The organism is Aquabacterium sp. NJ1, from assembly GCF_000768065.1.
In the GTDB taxonomy this organism is placed as follows: Bacteria; Pseudomonadota; Gammaproteobacteria; order Burkholderiales; family Burkholderiaceae_C; genus Aquabacterium.
In genome coordinates this window covers 860031-877650 of sequence record NZ_JRKM01000001.1, presented here as the reverse complement: position 1 = coordinate 877650, position 17620 = coordinate 860031, and the positions used below count along the sequence as shown (strand labels likewise).

The following is a 17620-nucleotide window of genomic DNA, read 5'->3' as shown; positions in this document are numbered from 1 at the left end:
CTCAAGCTTGATCGGTGTCGGTGTCCGGGTCGAAGCGCTCGCCCAGCACCACGCCCTGGTCGCTCACCTGCACGCCGAGGCGCGCCATGCGGTAGCGCATCTGGCGCAAGGACAAGCCCAGGCTTGCGCCAGCTGCCGTGCGGTTGAGCCTGTGCTTTTCCAGTGCCTGCACCAGGATGTCGCGCTCGATCTGGTCAAGGTGCGCAACCAGGTCCGTCGGGAGCGGGGCTTCGGCTGGTGAAACGCCGGGGGCGTGGATCGGGGCGGCCACCTCCACCTCGATCTTTTCCAGCGAGGGGGCGGGTGTGGCCAGGCCCAGGTCCTCGGGCTCCAGGATGTGCTGGGTGCTCAGGGCCACCGCGCGGTGCAGGAGGTTTTCAAGCTCGCGCACATTGCCAGGGAATCGGTGGCTGAGCAGGGCCGATTGCGCGGCCAGGCTCAATTGCGGCACGCCCGTCATGCCGGACTCGTGCGCAATGCGCTCCAGAATGCGCTGGCTCAGCAGCGGCAGGTCTTCGAGCCTTTCCCTCAAGGCGGGCAAGGTGATCTGGATGACATTGAGGCGGTAGAACAAGTCCTGGCGGAAGCGCCCGGCATGGACTTCGGCTTGCAAGTCCTTGTGGGATGCGCTGACGATGCGCACATCCACCTGCACTTCCTGCGTGGCGCCCACGGCCCGCACGGCCCGCTCCTGGATTGCGCGCAGCAGCTTGGATTGCATGGCCAGCGGCAGGTCACCGATTTCGTCCAGGAACAGGGTGCCACCGTTGGCGGCCTGGAAGAAGCCTTCGCGTTCTTCAGTGGCGCCGGTGAAGGCGCCTTTGCGAAAGCCGAAGAACTCGGCTTCCAGCAGCTGTTCAGGGATGGCGCCGCAGTTGACCGCGATGAAGGGCTGCGAGGCGCGGTTGCTGACATCGTGGATGGCGCGTGCCACCAGTTCCTTGCCGGTGCCCGATTCGCCCCACAGCAGCACGGGGGCCATGCTGCGCGAGACCTTGTCGATCAAGACCCGCACCTGCTGCATGCAGGGGCTGTTGCCGGCCAGCCGAGCCAGGGCCGAGCGGCTTTTTTCGCTGGGGGCCGCAGTGTGGGCGGTGGCATTCGCAGGCGCGCCCTGAATGGGCTCTTGTACGCCCGGCGGTGCTTCGTTGTTCAGGGCCGAGGCAATGACGGCGCGGAACTGTTTGAGATCGACCGGTTTGGTCAGGTAGTCGTAGGCCCCGGCCTTCAGGGCGCTGACCGCGTTTTCCGCGGAACCATAGGCCGTGATCACGATGGCTTTTTCCGGGCGGCCTTCAGACTCCAGCTGCTTGAGGATGTCCAGACCGGTGCCATCGGGCAGGCGCATGTCGGTGATCACCGCGCTGAAGCGGTGTTCGGCCAGCAGCAGCCGGGCGTCTTCGACGCAGCCCGCAGTTTCGATGTCATAACCTTCGCGCAGCAAGGTGAGTTCGTACAGCGTGCGCAGATCGGGTTCGTCATCCACGACAAGCAGGCGATGGTGGGTGGGGGTGCTCATGCTGTCTGATGGGGCAGGCCGTTGGGTTCAACAGGCACCGTCACGAAGAACTCGTTGCGGTGTCGAACAGGCGGCGGGTGCAGGCGGTAATCGATGTTGGCACCATGTCGCTCGCACAGTTCACGGCAAATATACAGGCCCAGCCCGGTGCCCCTGCTGCGTGTGGAAAAGAAGGGCTCGAACAAGGAGCGCTCGGTGTCGGCCGAAACCGGCTCACCGTCATTGGACACCGACAGCATCAGCAGGCCGGCCGGGTCCGCAGAGGGCATCCAGCGCAGGCTGACGTTGATCGCACCAGGCTCGCCCGTGTTGTAGCGCAAGGCGTTGTCCAGCAGGTTGACCAGTACGCGCTGGAGGTGCTCTGGTTCGAAGCGGATCTTGAGGTGTGGGTAGGTGGGTGCTCGCTGGCAACCCGAGGTGTCGATGTCCAGCAGGCTGTCTTCGCCAAGGGCCAACCCTTGCGTGCTGCGCCAGTCGTTGCAGATGGCCACAATGGTTTCGATCGGGTCGATGGCGGGGGCCGGTGGGCGCACGCCCGGTGCAACCGCCAGGATGTCGTCGATGATGTGCTTGAGGCGGGCGACGTTGTCAGTCACCAGTTGGGTCAGCTTTTTCTGGGTGGGGGTGGCGGCGTCTTCGGCCAGCAGGGCATTGGCCTGCGAGATGGCCGCCAGCGGGTTGCGGATCTCGTGTGCGATGCCGGCCGACATGCGCCCCATGGCCGCGAGTTTGTCCTGCCGCTGGCGGGCACGGACGGCGCGCAGATCCTCCAGGAGCATCACGCACATGTCTTCCGATGTGCGCCCGCCTTTGCCCTTGGTGAAGCGCACGCGCAGGCGTAGTTCGCGTTGGGTCTGGTCGTCGAACTGGAGTTTGACCTCCTGCCCGTCCTCCGCCCTTTGAGGATTACCCAGTGCCTTTTCGACGGCGTTGATCAGGGCGGCCCACGACGGGACACCGCGCAGTTGAAATGGGGCGGGGGATACCAGGCCCTGTGCCGCCAGCAGGCGGCGAGCCGCCGGGTTGGCCGTGCGCACGCGCCCCTGGCGGTCAACCACCATCACGCCTTCGCTCATTTCCTCGATCACCAGGCGGTTGAGCTGGGCTTGCTGCCGGGCCAGTTCGAGGCTGCCTCGGGCGCTGCGTTCTTCCTTGGCCAGCCGGGCTGACAACTCGCTGGCCAGTGCGGCAATCGCAAACAGACCAAAACCAGTCAGGCCCGCCTGGGCCAGCAAGGAAGTGAGGTTGCCGCTGACCTGACCTTGCAGCAAGGCCGCGCCCAGCAGGTTGAGTGTGGCTGCCGCGGCGACGCCCAGCGCCAGGATGCGCGGCATGAGCACGGCTGCCATGAGCACCGGCAGCACCAGCAGGGCCTGCGAGTTCAGGGTGTTGCCGCTGAGGTAGTGCATGGCCGCGAAAAACGCGAGGTCGACCCCCACGCTCGCGATGGCTTCACGTGGCTTGAGCGATTGCAGATCCGGGCGGGTGGCCTGGGCATGGCTGGGCCAGATCAGCAGCGATAACGTGGCGATCGCATACCCCATCGTGGACACCACCATCCACAAAGCAGGGTGGTTGCCCAGGGCCCAGTAGCCGATGACCAGGCCCAGCAGCACCACCGCCAGCGCGAAGCGGGCCGTCAGAAACGCCCGGTAAATGCGGTGGAAAGATGGCCGATTGGCGTCGCCGGTGGTGGCTTCACTGGTGGCTGCGCTGGTTTTGCCGGCGCTGGGCGGCGGGCTGGCGTTGAGTTGCGTGCTGTCTGCGAACGCCGCTTCTGTGGCGCCCTGCTCAGCCCACGCGGTGGTGCCGGCGACCGGGGGCTCGCCAAACCAGGATACGTGAGAGTCTCTGGAAGATGACATGGATGCGCTGTTCAAGCCTGCCCGCGCCCGGCGTGCCGATGTGCCTGGCTGCAGAAGGCTTGGCCCTTGTCGTCCATGACGGCTTCGCCCTCGGGCAGGTGGACCCCGCAATGGGCGCATTGCACCATTTTTTCGGCGCGGGGTGCTTCAGGTTTGCCTGGCGGTTTGCTGCCCGTGCGTCGGCCACGCAGCGCCGGCGAGTAAAACAGCCAGACGAGGAGCAGGGCGATCAGGAGGTACTTGAACATGCTTGGCTCTGCACGTGATCAGGCCGAGGTGGCGCGGTGCAGCACCACTTCCAGCACGAAACGCGAGCCAACATAAGCCAGCAGCAGCAGCGCGGAGCCCGCCACCAGCCAGCGCACCGCCTGGCGGCCGCGCCAGCCAAATCGCGCTCGGCCGATCAGCAGCACGGCGAACACCAGCCACGACAGCACGGAAAAAATGGTCTTGTGATCCCAGCGCCAGGGTTTGGCAAACAAGGCGCCGAGCACCAGCGTGAGGCTGAGCATCACGAAGCCGGCGCCCACGAAACGCAGGGTCAAGGATTCCAGGCGCAAAAGCGGCATGCCCAGGGCTTGCCCGCCAGACGAGCCTGGGTGGGGGATCTGGCCTGATACCGGCTTGGCGCGCAGTTGTTTTTCGGCGTGCCGCAGCAGGGCTGCATGCAACAGCGCCGCGCCGATCAGGCCGTAGGACGCAAAGCCCGTCAGCCAATGCAGCGGCGCCAGGGGCGGCACGTTCTGTGGGTGCGTCTGCCCTGGGAAGAGCCAGGCCAGGGCCACGGTGATGGCGGCCAGCAGCGCCAGCGCACGGCGCACGCTGGGCAAACCCAGCCGGCGGTTCTCGATGGCATAGACTGCGAGCACCAGCCATGTGGTCACAGACAGGGCTGGCGCAAAGCCGAAGCGCGCATGCAGGGTCGGGCCGTCAAACGCCACCGTGTCGAGCAGGATGGCCAATGCCTGAGCCAGCCAGCCCAGGCAGAGGGCCGCCCAGACGGGCCTATCCTGGTGGGTGTTCTCGCTGGCGGTGCGTGCGGGCCATGCACTGGCCACCACATAAGCCAGCACGGCCAGGCCAGTGGGCCATGACGTGAAAGACGTGAACGAGGCGAGCGATAAAATCATGTGACGAGTTTAAGAGCACAAGCAGCTATTTCATGGCATCCAACCTCACTGAACGACTGAGTCGCCTGGTTAAAACCATGCGCGGCCAGTCCCGCATCACCGAATCCAACGTGCAGGACATGTTGCGAGAGGTCCGCATGGCGCTGCTGGAGGCCGACGTGGCCTTGCCGGTCGTCAAGGATTTCATCGCCCGCGTCAAGGAAAAGGCCCTGGGCCACGAGGTCGTGTCCTCGCTGACGCCGGGTCAGGTGCTGGTCAGCATCGTCCAGAAAGAGATGGCCGCCACGATGGGCGAGGGTGTCTCTGACATCAACCTGGCCACCCAGCCGCCCGCGATCATCCTGATGGCCGGCCTGCAGGGCGCGGGCAAGACGACCACCACGGCCAAGCTGGCCAAGCACCTGATCGAAAAGCGCAAGAAGAAGGTGCTGACGGTTTCGGCCGACGTCTATCGTCCGGCCGCCATCGAACAGCTCAAGACCGTGACGGCGCAAGCCGGCGCCGAGTGGTTCCCTTCCGACCCGAGCCAGAAGCCGCACGACATCGCCCTGGCCGCGATCGACTACGCCAAGCGCCATTACTTCGATGTGCTGCTGTTCGACACGGCCGGCCGCCTGGCGATTGACGAAGTGCTGATGGCCGAGATCAAGGACCTGCACGCCTTGCTCAACCCGGTCGAAACCCTGTTCGTGGTGGATGCCATGCAGGGCCAGGACGCCGTCAACACCGCCAAGGCTTTCAAGGATGCCTTGCCGCTGACCGGCGTGGTGCTGACCAAGCTGGACGGTGACTCGCGGGGTGGTGCGGCGCTGTCCGTGCGCCAGATCACCGGTGTGCCCATCAAGTTTGCCGGTGTCTCTGAAAAGATCGACGGCCTGGAAGTGTTCGACGCCGATCGCCATGCCGGCCGCGTGCTGGGCATGGGCGACATCGTGGCCCTGGTCGAAGAGGTGACCAAGGGGGTCGACATCGCGGCGGCACAAAAGCTGGCCGACAAGGTCAAGGCCGGTGCCGATTTCGACTTCGACGACTTCCTGGCCCAGATCAGCCAGATGAAGAAGATGGGCGGGCTGTCCGGCCTGATCGACAAGCTGCCCACCGAGCTGGCTTCCAAGGCAGGTCAGGCCGACATGGACAAGGCCGAGCGCGACATGCGCCGCATGGAGGGCATCATCCGTTCGATGTCAGCCAAGGAGCGCCGCCAGCCTGCCTTGCTGATGGATGGCAAGACCAAGGCCAGCCGCAAGCGCCGCATTGCACAAGGCGCGGGTGTCCAGATCCAGGACGTCAACCGCCTGCTCAACCAGTTCGAGCAGATGCAGACCATGATGAAAAAGATGAAGGGCGGCGGCCTTTTCAAGATGATGAAACGCATGGGCGGCATGAAGGGCATGCCGGGCATGGGCCGCTGAAACGCCTTGTCACGACCTTGCCTGTAAACCCGATTGACCCTGGCAGGGGGGCGCTGTTAGCGTATGTGACTTGTGTTGCGTGTGCAACCGAGGCCTTCAGTCGACCCGTTTGGTAGCCGAAGAGCCTGATGAGTCCGGGTGTTGGTTGCCCGTGGTGAGCTTGGGCAGGAAGGCCTGAAAAATGATGGACATGGTAACGACTTGGCCGGTTTTGGTCGCCAGCATTCTGGGTTCCGCAGGCATTGCAGGCGCGTGGTGGTACAGCAAGAACCACCAGGCCGCATCTGGACGGCCATCGCGCGGTGACGCGCCTCGTTCCAAAGCCCGTCAGGAGGGCAAGGCGCGCTTCGGTCGCAAGAGCGGGCCCAGCATGCAGGACAACCTCGACACCCTGATGGACTGGGAGCCCATGGCCACCCGGGTGTTGACCGTGAGCGAGCGTGACGCTTATCACGTGTTGCGCAAGGCCATGCCGGATCACGTCATCCTGGCGCAAGTGCCGGTGGCCCGTTTCATCAAGGTGCCCACCAAGAATTCCTACAGCGAATGGCTGCGCCGCGTGGGTTCCCTGTGTGCCGACCTGGTCGTGTGCGACATGGCCTCGCAGGTGATCGCGGTGGTGGAGATCCGCCAGCCGATTTCTCGCGAAAAAGAACGCAGCCAGCGCCGCCATGCGCGCATGGACCGTGTGCTGCAGGCGGCGCGCATCCCCGTTCATGTCTGGCTGGAAGGGGCTTTGCCCGGGCCAGCCGTGGCAAGGGAGGCCATCCTGGGCGCAGCCATCTCGACTTCTGGGCGCTCCGGCTATCAGGATGTCAGTGTGGCGAGGCGCGATGCCGAAGCCGCCGCCGTGGTGGCTTCCATGCAAAGCCCGATTGGCGCCATGAATGGCATGAGCGTCAACGAAACGGTGGACGTCGCGCTGGACGAATGGGCCTACACCGATGACACGCCCGAGAACGAGCGCAAAGAGCCGCCGCCTTCGACCTGGTTCGATGACCTGGACTCAGGCGAGATGCCGCTCGACGCTGCGCCAGCCGCAACGGCTGCACCGACCGCGCAACGCCACCATTGAGTCAGGCATTGCCAGGCACCGCACAGCGGGGCCCGGTGGCGGTCAGGCCAGCAAGGCCTGGGCAAATTCGCGGGCGTTGAAGGTCTGGAGGTCTTCCAGCTTTTCACCGACGCCGATGAAGTAAACCGGCACCGCGCTGTGACGCTGGCGCGACCACAAGGCGATCGCGGCCAGCACGCCGCCCTTGGCCGTGCCATCGAGCTTGGTCACGATCAGGCCGGTCAGTCCCAGGGCCTCGTCAAAGGCCTTGACCTGCGACAGCGCGTTCTGGCCCGTGTTGCCATCGACCACCAGCAGCACCTCGTGCGGGGCACTGTCCATGGCCTTGCCGATCACGCGCTTGACCTTGCGCAGCTCTTCCATCAGGTGCAATTGCGTGGCCAGGCGGCCTGCCGTGTCGGCGATGACCACGTCGCAGCCGCGTGAACGGCCGGCCTGAACGGCGTCAAAAGTGACCGCAGCAGGGTCGCCGCCTTCCTGGCTGACGATCTCCACATGGTTGCGATCGGCCCAGACCAGCAGCTGTTCACGGGCTGCTGCGCGGAAGGTGTCGGCGGCGGCCAGCAGCACTTTCTGCCCGGCATCGGACAGGTGGCGTGTGAGCTTGCCGATCGAGGTGGTCTTGCCCGCACCGTTGACGCCGGCGACCATGATGACGGTGGGCGTGTGCAGCCCCACCACCAGGGATTTCTCCAGTGGTTGCAGCAGCTCGGTGATGGCGTCGATCAACAGGTTCTTGACCTGCGATGGGTCGGTGGCCTTGGTTTCCTTGACGCGGTGCTTCAGGTCGGCCAGCAGGTGCTCTGTGGCGGCCACGCCCGCGTCCGCCATCAGCAGGGCGGACTCCAGCTCCTCGTACAAGGCGTCGTCAATCTGCGTGCCGGTGAAGACCTGGGCGATGCTGGAACCGGTCTTGCGCAGGCCTGCGCGCAGCTTGTCCAGCCAGGAGCGGCGCTCGGGGGCCGGCGCTGGTGCAGGCGTTGCAGCAGGCGCTTGTGATGCTTGGACCTGAGGTGTCTCGGGGCGTGCAGCCTGCGCAACGGGGGGCTGAGCAGGGGGCTGCGCTGCAGGCGAGGCGTTTGCAGGCTTGGTGGAGATGGCTGGCGCCGGCTGCTCGGCAGGTGCGGGCGCGCCTGCTGCCTTGTCGGCATCGCCGGAGGGCTGCGCGGGCGCGGACTCAGGCTGGGCGGAGCCCCACCCCAGCTTTTTCTTGATGAAACTGAACATGGGCACATTGTAAGAGCCCCGGGTTTTTACAATACGCGCAGAGCAAGACCGAACGACATGAGCGCAACACGCCCCCGCAAACCCGATCCGATCAAAGGCCCGCAGACCAAGGCGGCGCAAGCCGTGGCGCAAACCGCCGCACAGGAGGTTCGCATCATCGGGGGGCAGTGGAAGCGCTCCGTGTTGCCCGTGCCGGTGTCGGCTGGCCTGCGCCCCACACCTGGCCGCGTGCGAGAAACCTTGTTCAACTGGCTGGGGCAGGATCTGTCTGGCTGGCGGGTACTGGATGCCTTTGCCGGCAGCGGTGCCTTGGGCTTCGAGGCCGCGTCGCGCGGCGCCGAGGAGGTGCTGCTGCTGGAGCGCGAGCCCGGTCTCGTCCGCAATCTGCAAGCCGTGCAAGCGCGGCTCAAGGCTTCCCAGGTTCGGGTGATGCAGGCCGACGCCATCCCCTGGATGCGCCAGGCGCGTCAGGCCGGGCTCTTTGACCTGGTTTTTCTGGATCCTCCTTTTGACGAAGGCTTGTTCTGGTCAGCCCTGGAAGGGGCGCTTCAATGCGTGCCAGACGGCGGCTGGATCTATCTGGAATCGCCGGCACCATTGGCGCAATTGCCTGATGCTGAACAGCACGCGCACCTGATCGCCCAGCTTGCGCCGCATCGCCACGGGCAGGCAGGGGCAGTGCACTTTCACCTTTTTCGACGCGTGGCTGCTCCGCCTGCCTGACCGCGCCGCTCAAGCTGGGCTTTACACTGCCCTCTGCCGAGCCGGGAGCCGGCTGCCCCGGCATCTTCACCATCGGAGCCCCGATTGACTTCATCCAAGCTGACCGCCGTTTACCCTGGTACTTTTGACCCCATGACCCTGGGCCACGCTGACCTGATGCGTCGTGCCAGCCAGTTGTTTGGTCGCCTGATCCTGGCGGTGGCCGCCGGCCACCACAAGCGCACGATGTTCTCGGTGGATGAGCGCCTGGCCATGGCCAAGGAGCTGGCGAAGGACTATCCCAATGTCGAGGTCATCGCCTTTTCGGGCCTGCTGCGCGACTTCGTGGTCGGGCACGGCGGCAAGGTGGTGGTGCGTGGCCTGCGCGCCGTCAGCGACTTCGAGTACGAATTCCAGATGGCTGGCATGAACCGCCAGCTGATGCCCGATGTTGAAACGGTGTTCCTGACGCCGTCGGATCAATACCAGTTTGTGTCGGGCACCTTTGTGCGTGAAATCGCCATGCTCGGTGGCGATGTCTCCAAGTTCGTGGCACCCAGCGTGCTGGCGCGCTTGCACGAACGTGTGAACCGCAAGGCCGATTGAGCCGGCGCCGAGCAAGCAAGGTAGAAGTACATGGCCCTGACCATCACCTCCGAGTGCATCAACTGCGACGTGTGCGAGCCCGAGTGCCCCAACCAGGCCATCTCGATGGGCGAGACCATCTACGTGATCGACCCGGCCAAGTGCACGGAGTGTGTCGGGCACTTCGATGAGCCCCAATGCATCCAGGTCTGCCCGGTGGAGTGCATCCCGGTCAACCCGGATCACGTCGAGTCCAAAGACCAGCTGTGGGCCAAGTTCCGTCGCTTGCAGGCGCAGGCGGCCTGAGCTACCTGGTGGGGCGGCTCTTTTTGCCTGCCGCTTGATCAGGGGCGAAGTGACGAGCCCTGGTTGTCCGCTGTGTTGCTGCGGCCAGACGGCTTTTTCTCTGATTTGATCTTGACCGGGCGCGTCGAGTCACTGACGGGTTTGGGGCGATGGCTGTTGGGCGTGGCCTTGATCACGTGCGGCTTGTTTTTCGACAGCGCAACCGGCCGCTCCAGGCTGGCCATGCGCTCTTCATGGCGGCGCTCACGCTGCATTCGCCGGGCCAGTTTGGCGTCGCGCAGGCCGTTGTCGCGAGACTGGCGCAGTTGAGCGGTGCTGCGATCGTCGGCCATCTGCTTGAGCTCGGCCTGGCCCTCGCAGGGTTGCTGGCTGTAGGTGACCGTGCCGGTCTGGCTGGTGCAGCGCCAGCTCTGCTTGGTGCTGGCGGGCGAGGGCGCATTGGCGCGTACGGCTGCGCCGCTCATGCCGAGCAGCAGGCCGATCATCACCACGGCCACAGAGGTGGCCACGCGTTGATGCGGCTTCTTGATGGTGCGTGTCCGGTGTGTCATGAACCTTCCTCCTTGTGTTGTATGTGGTTCAGGCAAGCCGGCTGATATGGGTCTCAGCCTGGTGGCGCCTCCGGGGGCGTTGTCTTGCCTGGTTCAGTGGACTCAATGGGCTTGGCGGTCGCTTCCTTGCGGGGCGGCTTGGGGCGCTGAGGCTGCGCATGCACCACGGTGACGGCCTTGTTCATGTCACCGGCGAGCATGGCGTCCACGGCATCCAGCGACTGGCTGATGCATTTGAAAATGGCCTCACGCTCTGACTGAGGTGGTTTGCGCAGCACGAAGTTGGCCACCTCGTGTTTGACCCCGGGGTGGCCGATGCCCAGGCGCAGGCGCCAGTAGTCGGGCGTGCCCAGTTGGGTGTGGATGTCGCGCAGGCCGTTGTGGCCGCCATGACCGCCACCCTTTTTCAGCTTGACCTGGCCGGGCAGCAAGTCGAGTTCATCGTGCACCACCAGCACTTCTTCGGGCGTGATCTTGAAGAAGCGGGCCAGCGCAGCCACCGACTTGCCCGACAGGTTCATGTAGGTCTGCGGCTGCAGCAGCCACACAGGCCCTTGTGGCGTGTTGGCGCGGGCGACGAGGCCATGGTAGGCGCGGTCGGGCAGCAGGGTGACGCCCAGGCGGCGGGCCAGGTCGTCAATGAACCAGAAACCGGCGTTGTGCCGAGTGTCTTCGTATTCCGGGCCGGGGTTGCCCAAGCCCACAAACAGTCGAATCATGATGGGTGCGGATTATCTAGGTGGCATCCACAAAAAGAAAAGCCCCGCTTGAGCGGGGCTTGACTCGCATGAGCGCAAGGGAAGAAGTGATTACTTCTTCTTCTTGCCCTTGGCGGGTTCGGCAGCAGCCACGGGGGCGGCAATGACTTCTTCCACGGGCTCGACCACGGTAGCCAGGGTCGGAGCCTTGCGGCCGTGCGTCAGCACCTTGATGTGGGCAGCCAGGCCCAGGTCTTCCACGCCGAAGGTCTGGCCCTTGACGGCCTTGCTCAGGTCGCAGGTCAGGAATTCAGGCAGCTGTTCAGCCAGGCACTCGATTTCCAGTTCGGTGGTGACGTGGTTGATGATGCACTTGTCAACCTTGACTGCAGGAGAGTCGACCTCGCCCACGAAGTGCACGGGCACCTTCTTGTGGATGCGGGTGGTGGCGTCAACGCGCTGGAAGTCAACGTGCAGGACCAGGGGCTTGAAGGGGTGAGCCTGGTAGTCACGCAGCAGGACCTTTTCGACCTTGCCGTTCAGCTCCATGTCCAGGACGGACGAATGGAAGGCTTCCTTGCGCATGGCGTGGTACAGCGCGTTGTGGTCCAGCTCGATGTTCTTGGGCTCTTGGCCGGCACCGTAAACGATGCCAGGTGTCTTGCCGGAAATGCGCAGGCGGCGGCTCGCTCCGGTCCCCTGCAGGCTACGCTCGAAGGCGGTGAATTTCATGGAATGCTCCAAGTTGGTATAGCGCCCGCGACCAGGCGCTGTAAAAAGACCGGACCTGCGACGGCCCGGTCAAGGGAATCGGATCAGAAGTTGTTGTTCTGTTCCGAGAAGAGCGAGGTCACCGACTCACCATCGGTGATGCGGCGGATGGTTTCCGCAAACAGGAAGGCCGTGGTGAGCTGGCGAATCTTGCCGGTGCCCTTGGCGCTGTCGTTGAGCGGAATGGTGTTGGTGATCACGACTTCGTCGAGATGCGAATTCTTGATGCGCTCGATGGCGGGGCCCGAGAACACGGCGTGCGTGCAGTAGGCGTACACGCTCTTGGCGCCACGCTCCTTGAGCACTTCGGCCGCCTTCACGAGGGTGCCGGCGGTGTCGATCATGTCGTCCATGATCACGCAGTTGCGGCCATCGATTTCACCGATGACGTGCATCACTTCAGACACATTGGCCTTGGGGCGACGCTTGTCGATGATGGCCAGATCGCAACCCAGTTGCTTGGCCAGCGCACGGGCACGCACCACGCCACCGACGTCGGGCGACACGACCACGAGGTCTTCGTACTTCTTGGCCTGCAGGTCGGACAGCAGCACGGGCGAAGCGTAGATGTTGTCGACGGGGATGTTGAAGAAGCCCTGGATCTGGTCGGCGTGCAGGTCCATCGTCAGGACGCGGTTGACGCCGACGGCTTCCAGCATGTTGGCCACGACGCGTGCCGAGATGGGCACACGGGTCGAGCGAGGACGACGGTCCTGGCGGGCGTAGCCGAAGTAGGGGATGACGGCCGTGATGCGCTGGGCGGACGCGCGCTTGAGCGCGTCGACCATGATCAGCAGTTCCATCAGGTTGTCGTTGGTGGGGGCGCAGGTGGACTGCACCACGAACACCTCGCGACCGCGCACGTTCTGCTGGATCTCGACCGTGGTTTCACCATCAGAGAAGCGGCCCACCGAGGCCTTGCCCAGCGAGATGCCGAGGTTGGTGGCGATTTCCTGAGCGAGCGCCGGGTTGGCGTTGCCGGTGAACAGAACGGTATCGGATAGCATGGCGGGCCGATCGTAGAACGTGGGACTGATGGCGAAAATAGCATCTGCCCAGCACCTGGCCCTGAGGAGTACCTGACTGTTGCCAGGAAAAACAGCCTTCGCGGAAGGTGTAGGGCAGGTGATGTTCGATCAAGGGACCGAACGAATTATTTGGCAGGGGAAGAAGGATTCGAACCCTCGTATGTCGGAATCAAAATCCGATGCCTTAACCAACTTGGCGATTCCCCTACACAGGACACAGTGCTTTGATGTATCGCTACCTCATCGCGCTGCAACCTAGTAAGCTGCACTCTTGTTCAGAGCCTCGCATTATAGCCGGTTTTTTGCGTCATTCAAGTCTGTTGTTCAGAATCTTCACTGTTTAATTTGCGGATCAATCAGGGATCGGATCAAGCAAATCAAGCAGGGGATGCTGAATCAGACCGCGACTGACGCGACCGACCCATGCGGGATCATTCAGGCCCAGATCGGCTGGCTGGAAGGTGGGTGTCTGGCTGTTTGTGTCAGTGGACATCCACGAAAACACGGTACTGCCTGAGCCCGTCATCCGGCTGTTGCCGAAGCGGTTCTGCATGATCTCCAGCGCTTGACTGATCTGACCGCTGTAGGACTCCGCGGGAGCCTGCAAGTCGTTTCTGCCGAAGCGCCGGGGCGCTGCAAGAAAGTCTTCGACTATAGCATGCTTTGTGTCGCGCTTGAGCAATTCGTTGCCAAAAATCGCCACAGTGGGGACGGCCACAGGCGGTTTGAGCAAGGCCAAGGGGGTGTTCAGCACCTCGGTTGGCAGTGCGATCGGGGTGATGGACTCACCAATGCCTTCGACCCAGGCGTTGTGCCCGCGCACGAAGAAAGGCACGTCGGCCCCGAGCTTCACGGCGAGTGCCTCCAGGTGCGACCTCGGCCAGTTCAGGCCCCACAGCTGGTTGAGCGCCAGCAGCACGGTGGCCGCGTCCGAGCTGCCGCCGCCCAGGCCGGCGCCCCAGGGCACCTCTTTGTGGATGCGGATGTCGCAGCCTTGCGACGTGCGGCTCTCGGCCTGCAGCAGCCGTGCAGCCTTGAGGCACAGGTCATCGTCGGGCAGGCCCACGTTGAGGTCGTGGCGGCGCAACTGGCCATCACTGCGGGTCTCGATGTGCAGGGTGTCCTGCCAGTCGATCAGCATGAAGACGGACTGCAGCAGGTGGTGGCCATCCTGGCGGCGACCCGTCACGTGCAGGAACAGGTTGATCTTGGCGGGTGCGGGCAGGTTGTGCAGGCTGGGCATGGCGGGCGTGCGGGTGCTTCAGCGGTCCAGGTAGATCTTGAGCTGGACGCCTCGTTGAACGGGCGTGGCTTCGCGCCGGGCGTTCAGCTTCTTGATGGGCAGTTCGCGTGCGTCGATCAGCCAGCCTTGCTGGGTGAAGGTGTCGGTCTCAGGGCCTGGTGCGCTGGGCAGTTCTGGGTCTGGATGGCCTTGCATCCAGTGCACCAGTTGCCGCAAGGGCAGGGGCTCGCCCAGCGCGGCTTCGCTCAGGCTGTCGAGGTTGTCGTAGCGTGCGCGGCCCTTGTCATTGACCAGCCAGGCTTCGCCCGGTTGCCAGTTCACCTGCGCCATCTGGCTGCCCATCAGGGTCATCAGGTCAAGCTGGCCGGTGTCGGTGTTGCCTGAGAAGAAAAAACCCAGGCTGAGGCCCTTGGCGGGCTGATCGGCAAAGGCACTCAGCTTGACGCTCATCTGTCCTTGCAGGTCGATGCGGGGCAGGGCGCGAGCAGGCGGGCGTGCTTCCGCCGCCTGAGCTGGCAAGGGTGCGCCCGGCGCGGATGAGGCCTCTGCTGCCGCACAGGCGCCGCCGGATCGCATCTGCGCCACGATGGGGTCGCCCTCGGACACGCTGGCACAAGCCTGCAGCATCAGGGGGCACAGCACGCACAGGGCGCGAGCGAGGGCGCGCGGCGATCTCACGGCTTGATCTTGAAGCGCGTCAGGGTCTCTTTGAGCGTGTCGTTGTCTGGCTCGCGCTTGAGGGCGTCCAGCCACAACTGGCGTGCTTCATCCTGCTTGCCCTGGCTCCAGAGCACTTCACCCAGGTGGGCTGCAATTTCAGGGTCAGGGCGGGACTGGTAGGCCTCATTGAGGATGCGCAGGGCTTCGGCGCCATTGCCGGCGCGGAACTCCAGCCAGCCCAGGCTGTCGGTGATGAAGGCGTCGCCGGGGCGCAGCTCCAGCGCCTTCTTGATGAGTGTGCGCGCTTCATCCAGGCGGATGCCGCGGTCGGCCAGGCTGTAGCCCAGGGCATTGAAGGCGTTGGGGTTGTCCGGCGCCATCTCCATGACCTTGCGCAGCTGCGCTTCCATCTCGGTGAACTTGTTCAGGCGTTCGCCCAGCATGGCCTGGTCATACAAGAGGTCGCTGTCGTCCGGGAAGCGCTTGGTGGCGTCACCCAGGACCTTGTAGGCCTCGTCCCATTGGCGTGCGTCGCGCAGCAGCTGGGCTTCGGCCTGGACCTTCATCACGGCGTCGCGCGGTTCGGTCTCGGGCAGTTCGCGGATCAGCTTGCGTGCCTCGGCGATCTTGCCCTGCTTGACCAGCAGGCGTGCACGTTGGGCCTGGATGTTGAGCCGCTCATGCTTGGGGTCGGCGCGGTCCAGCCAGGCGCTCGATTGCGCCAGCTGGTTGCGTTGCTCGGCAATCTGGGACATGAGCAGGTAGGCCTGCTCGGTGTCGTTGGCGTCAGGTGGCGTGACGTTGGACGTGGCGGCCTTGTTGTTGCCTGGGGTCGGGTTGAGCACGGGCTGCAGGGCTGCTTCGGCCTTGTCCAGTTGCTTGAGCTCCAGCCGCACGGCGGCCAGGGTGACCCAGGTGCCCATCTGATCAGGCTGGGTGGCCAGCAGTTGCTCCAGTTGCTCGGCCGACTCGACATAACGTTGCGTGCCAGCCAGCTTTCGGCCGTAAGCCAGTCGCACCAGCGAGGGAGCGTCGGGGCGAGCCAGTTGCTGCTTGACGAACTGTTCGGCGCGTGGGTCGATGTTCATCAGGTCGATGGCGATCAGGCCCGGGTTGGGCAAGGACGGCTTGAGTGCAACGGCCTTTTCCAGTGCGGCCATGGACTTGTCGTAGTCCTTGGCCTGCATCCAGCCTTCGGCGCTGGCGGACCAGGCTTCGGCCAGTTCAAGCGGGGGCTGGCGCCAGGGTTGGGTGGCTTCGTCGATCACCTGTGCCGCGGCGCGTTTGTCATTCAATCGGGCCACGGTGCGAGGCAGAGAGGCCAGCACCTGCGGTTGCTGTGGTGTCGGGGTCAGCTGGATCAGTGTGCGCAGCGGGGCGGCCAGGTCGCTGGTGCGGCCCAGCGCCAGCAGGATCTGCGCGGTGTACTCGGAGGCTTCTTTGGAATGTGGCATGGCCTGGCGCCAGGCCTTGGCTGCGGCCAATGCCTGCTCGCCAGCGCGGCCACGCAAGGCGATTTCCACGGCGCGCTGGTAAAGCTGGCCGATCTGGTGCCGGCGGGCAGACTCCAGGTAGAGCTGGTAGGCAGAGCCGGCATCGCCCCTGTTGGCTTGCACCTCGGCGACCAGGATTTGATAAAACAGGGCGCCGTCCATCGCCGAGTTCTGGACGGTAGGCTTGACCACCACGGATGTGACCGCTGCAGAGCCTGCCTTGCTCGGGGGGGATGCGGCCTGGCCTTGGGCAAACGCCGTGCTCAGGCCACACAGGGCCAGCGTGCCGGCGCCCAGCGTGGCCGCCAGGGAGGATGAGCGTGACCGCCGGCGGGCGGCTGGTGCGGTGGCGGCTCTGAAGGCCAGGGCGGACAAATTGGCAAAAGAGAGGGACATGGGGTCTCCAACTGATGTGGCCATTCTATTGATGTGGCGGCCACTCGCCTTGGCTCCGATGGATTCGATTGGGACGGGATAATTCCCTTCATGCCTGAATTACCCGAAGTTGAAGTCACTCGCCAGAGTTTTGGTGACCGCATCGAAGGCGCGAGCGTGCGTTCCGTGCACATGGGCAAGCCATTGCGCTGGCCAGTCGGGTATGACGTGGATGCCTTGCATGGCTGGCAGGTGGGCAAAGTGTTGCGCCGAGGCAAATACCTCTGGCTGCCTTTGGCCCGGTCGGATGGCACGCAAGGCGGTTTGCTGATCCACCTGGGCATGTCAGGCTCCTTGTCGTTTTCTCACCGCTTGCCACCGGCTGGTGTGCACGACCATTTTGAAATGGTGACCGACAAAGGGACCTTGCGGCTGACCGACCCGCGTCGTTTTGGTGCTGTCGTATGGGGACCCTCGATGCACGAAGGGGTGCCCGGCAAATTGCTGGCGGGCCTCGGGCTGGAGCCATTTGACGAAGCCTTGGATGGCGCTTATCTGCATGAGCGTTTGCGGGGGCGTTCGGTGGCCATCAAGCAGGCCCTGCTCGCCGGCGACATTGTGGTTGGGGCAGGCAATATCTATGCGTGTGAGGCGCTTTTCAGAGCGGGTATCGACCCGAGGTTGCCCGCCGGGCGCGTGAGTAAACCACGCTGTGAAAAACTGGTGCGAGAGGTTCAATCTGTTTTGCAGCAAGCCATTGCCCTGGGTGGCTCCAGCCTGAAGGATTTCAAGGACGCGCACGGTGCCCAGGGCCATTTTCAATTGGCGACCCAGGTTTACGGACGCGAAGCGCTGCCCTGTCGGGTTTGCGGCACGCCGATTCGCCGTGTGCTGCAGGGGCAACGCGCCACCTTTTATTGCCCAATTTGTCAGAAAAGGTGACGGCTGTGGATTGCTTGGCGAATAAGGCTGTACTTTTT

General features: G+C 64.3%; 18 protein-coding genes and 1 tRNA gene. 6 read left to right on the top strand and 13 right to left on the bottom strand.

Going from position 1 to position 17620, the window contains the following annotated elements; translation table 11 throughout:
- Position 1: 1 nt before the first annotated feature.
- The 4 genes from JY96_RS03780 to JY96_RS03765 are packed head-to-tail and all read right to left on the bottom strand — an operon-like array spanning position 2 to position 4514.
- Positions 2 to 1519 carry a sigma-54 dependent transcriptional regulator gene (locus JY96_RS03780; protein ID WP_035035074.1) on the bottom strand — a complete coding sequence of 506 codons (1518 nt, stop codon included), beginning with the start codon at positions 1517 to 1519 and terminating at the stop codon, positions 2 to 4.
- Positions 1516 to 3384 carry a PAS domain-containing sensor histidine kinase gene (locus JY96_RS03775; protein WP_052162110.1) on the bottom strand — a complete coding sequence of 623 codons (1869 nt, stop codon included), beginning with the start codon at positions 3382 to 3384 and terminating at the stop codon, positions 1516 to 1518. The genes JY96_RS03780 and JY96_RS03775 overlap by 4 nt, the downstream gene beginning before the upstream one ends.
- Before the next feature lie 11 nt (positions 3385 to 3395).
- Complete coding sequence (locus JY96_RS03770; RefSeq protein WP_035035072.1) at positions 3396 to 3632, bottom strand: PP0621 family protein; 237 nt, start codon at positions 3630 to 3632, stop codon at positions 3396 to 3398.
- Between the two features lie 18 nt (positions 3633 to 3650).
- Positions 3651 to 4514: an inner membrane protein YpjD gene (locus tag JY96_RS03765; RefSeq protein ID WP_035035070.1), complete on the bottom strand. Its 864-nt coding sequence runs from the start codon at positions 4512 to 4514 to the stop codon at positions 3651 to 3653.
- 32 nt (positions 4515 to 4546) lie between these two features.
- Between JY96_RS03765 and ffh the strand changes: the two genes are divergently transcribed.
- A complete protein-coding gene (ffh, locus tag JY96_RS03760) occupies positions 4547 to 5926 on the top strand; it encodes a signal recognition particle protein (RefSeq protein ID WP_035035067.1) in 1380 nt (459 codons plus the stop codon).
- 211 nt (positions 5927 to 6137) lie between these two features.
- Positions 6138 to 7001, top strand: coding sequence for a DUF2726 domain-containing protein (locus JY96_RS21920; RefSeq protein WP_052162108.1), 864 nt, complete (start codon positions 6138 to 6140; stop codon positions 6999 to 7001).
- Between the two features lie 42 nt (positions 7002 to 7043).
- On the opposite strand, the gene ftsY is transcribed toward JY96_RS21920, so the two are convergent.
- Complete coding sequence (gene ftsY / locus JY96_RS03750) at positions 7044 to 8228, bottom strand: signal recognition particle-docking protein FtsY (RefSeq protein ID WP_035035064.1); 1185 nt, start codon at positions 8226 to 8228, stop codon at positions 7044 to 7046.
- 57 nt (positions 8229 to 8285) lie between these two features.
- Here ftsY and rsmD point away from each other — a divergent pair, with 57 nt between their 5' ends.
- From rsmD to JY96_RS03735, 3 genes are all read left to right on the top strand, one after another.
- On the top strand, positions 8286 to 8951 hold the full coding sequence (gene rsmD, locus JY96_RS03745; protein ID WP_052162107.1) for a 16S rRNA (guanine(966)-N(2))-methyltransferase RsmD: 666 nt from the start codon (positions 8286 to 8288) through the stop codon (positions 8949 to 8951).
- Between the two features lie 84 nt (positions 8952 to 9035).
- Positions 9036 to 9536: a pantetheine-phosphate adenylyltransferase gene (coaD, locus tag JY96_RS03740; RefSeq protein WP_081961015.1), complete on the top strand. Its 501-nt coding sequence runs from the start codon at positions 9036 to 9038 to the stop codon at positions 9534 to 9536.
- 30 nt (positions 9537 to 9566) lie between these two features.
- Positions 9567 to 9821 (top strand): YfhL family 4Fe-4S dicluster ferredoxin, encoded by a 255-nt coding sequence (locus JY96_RS03735; protein WP_035035061.1) that lies wholly within the window; start codon positions 9567 to 9569, stop codon positions 9819 to 9821.
- Between the two features lie 38 nt (positions 9822 to 9859).
- Here the strand turns inward: JY96_RS03735 and JY96_RS03730 are convergent, their stop codons facing one another.
- The 8 genes from JY96_RS03730 to JY96_RS03695 all read right to left on the bottom strand — a co-directional run bounded on the left by JY96_RS03730 (position 9860) and on the right by JY96_RS03695 (position 16661).
- Positions 9860 to 10372, bottom strand: a complete 513-nt coding sequence (locus tag JY96_RS03730; protein ID WP_035035059.1) for a DUF4124 domain-containing protein — start codon at positions 10370 to 10372, stop codon at positions 9860 to 9862.
- 53 nt (positions 10373 to 10425) lie between these two features.
- Positions 10426 to 11091: an aminoacyl-tRNA hydrolase gene (gene pth, locus JY96_RS03725; protein WP_035035057.1), complete on the bottom strand. Its 666-nt coding sequence runs from the start codon at positions 11089 to 11091 to the stop codon at positions 10426 to 10428.
- Positions 11092 to 11181: 90 nt separating this feature from the next.
- Positions 11182 to 11802, bottom strand: a complete 621-nt coding sequence (locus JY96_RS03720; RefSeq protein ID WP_035035055.1) for a 50S ribosomal protein L25/general stress protein Ctc — start codon at positions 11800 to 11802, stop codon at positions 11182 to 11184.
- Positions 11803 to 11885: 83 nt separating this feature from the next.
- On the bottom strand, positions 11886 to 12848 hold the full coding sequence (locus tag JY96_RS03715; protein ID WP_035035053.1) for a ribose-phosphate pyrophosphokinase: 963 nt from the start codon (positions 12846 to 12848) through the stop codon (positions 11886 to 11888).
- Between the two features lie 151 nt (positions 12849 to 12999).
- Positions 13000 to 13076: transfer RNA gene (locus JY96_RS03710), tRNA-Gln, on the bottom strand.
- Between the two features lie 145 nt (positions 13077 to 13221).
- Positions 13222 to 14112 carry a 4-(cytidine 5'-diphospho)-2-C-methyl-D-erythritol kinase gene (gene ispE / locus JY96_RS03705; RefSeq protein ID WP_035035051.1) on the bottom strand — a complete coding sequence of 297 codons (891 nt, stop codon included), beginning with the start codon at positions 14110 to 14112 and terminating at the stop codon, positions 13222 to 13224.
- An 18-nt stretch (positions 14113 to 14130) separates the two neighbouring features.
- On the bottom strand, positions 14131 to 14790 hold the full coding sequence (locus JY96_RS21915) for a lipoprotein insertase outer membrane protein LolB (RefSeq protein ID WP_052162105.1): 660 nt from the start codon (positions 14788 to 14790) through the stop codon (positions 14131 to 14133).
- Positions 14787 to 16661, bottom strand: a complete 1875-nt coding sequence (locus JY96_RS03695) for a tetratricopeptide repeat protein (protein ID WP_052162104.1) — start codon at positions 16659 to 16661, stop codon at positions 14787 to 14789. Before JY96_RS03695 ends, JY96_RS21915 begins: the two co-directional genes overlap by 4 nt.
- Positions 16662 to 16751: 90 nt before the next feature.
- Between JY96_RS03695 and mutM the strand changes: the two genes are divergently transcribed.
- Positions 16752 to 17582, top strand: coding sequence for a bifunctional DNA-formamidopyrimidine glycosylase/DNA-(apurinic or apyrimidinic site) lyase (gene mutM / locus JY96_RS03690; protein WP_035035049.1), 831 nt, complete (start codon positions 16752 to 16754; stop codon positions 17580 to 17582).
- Positions 17583 to 17620: the final 38 nt, after the last annotated feature.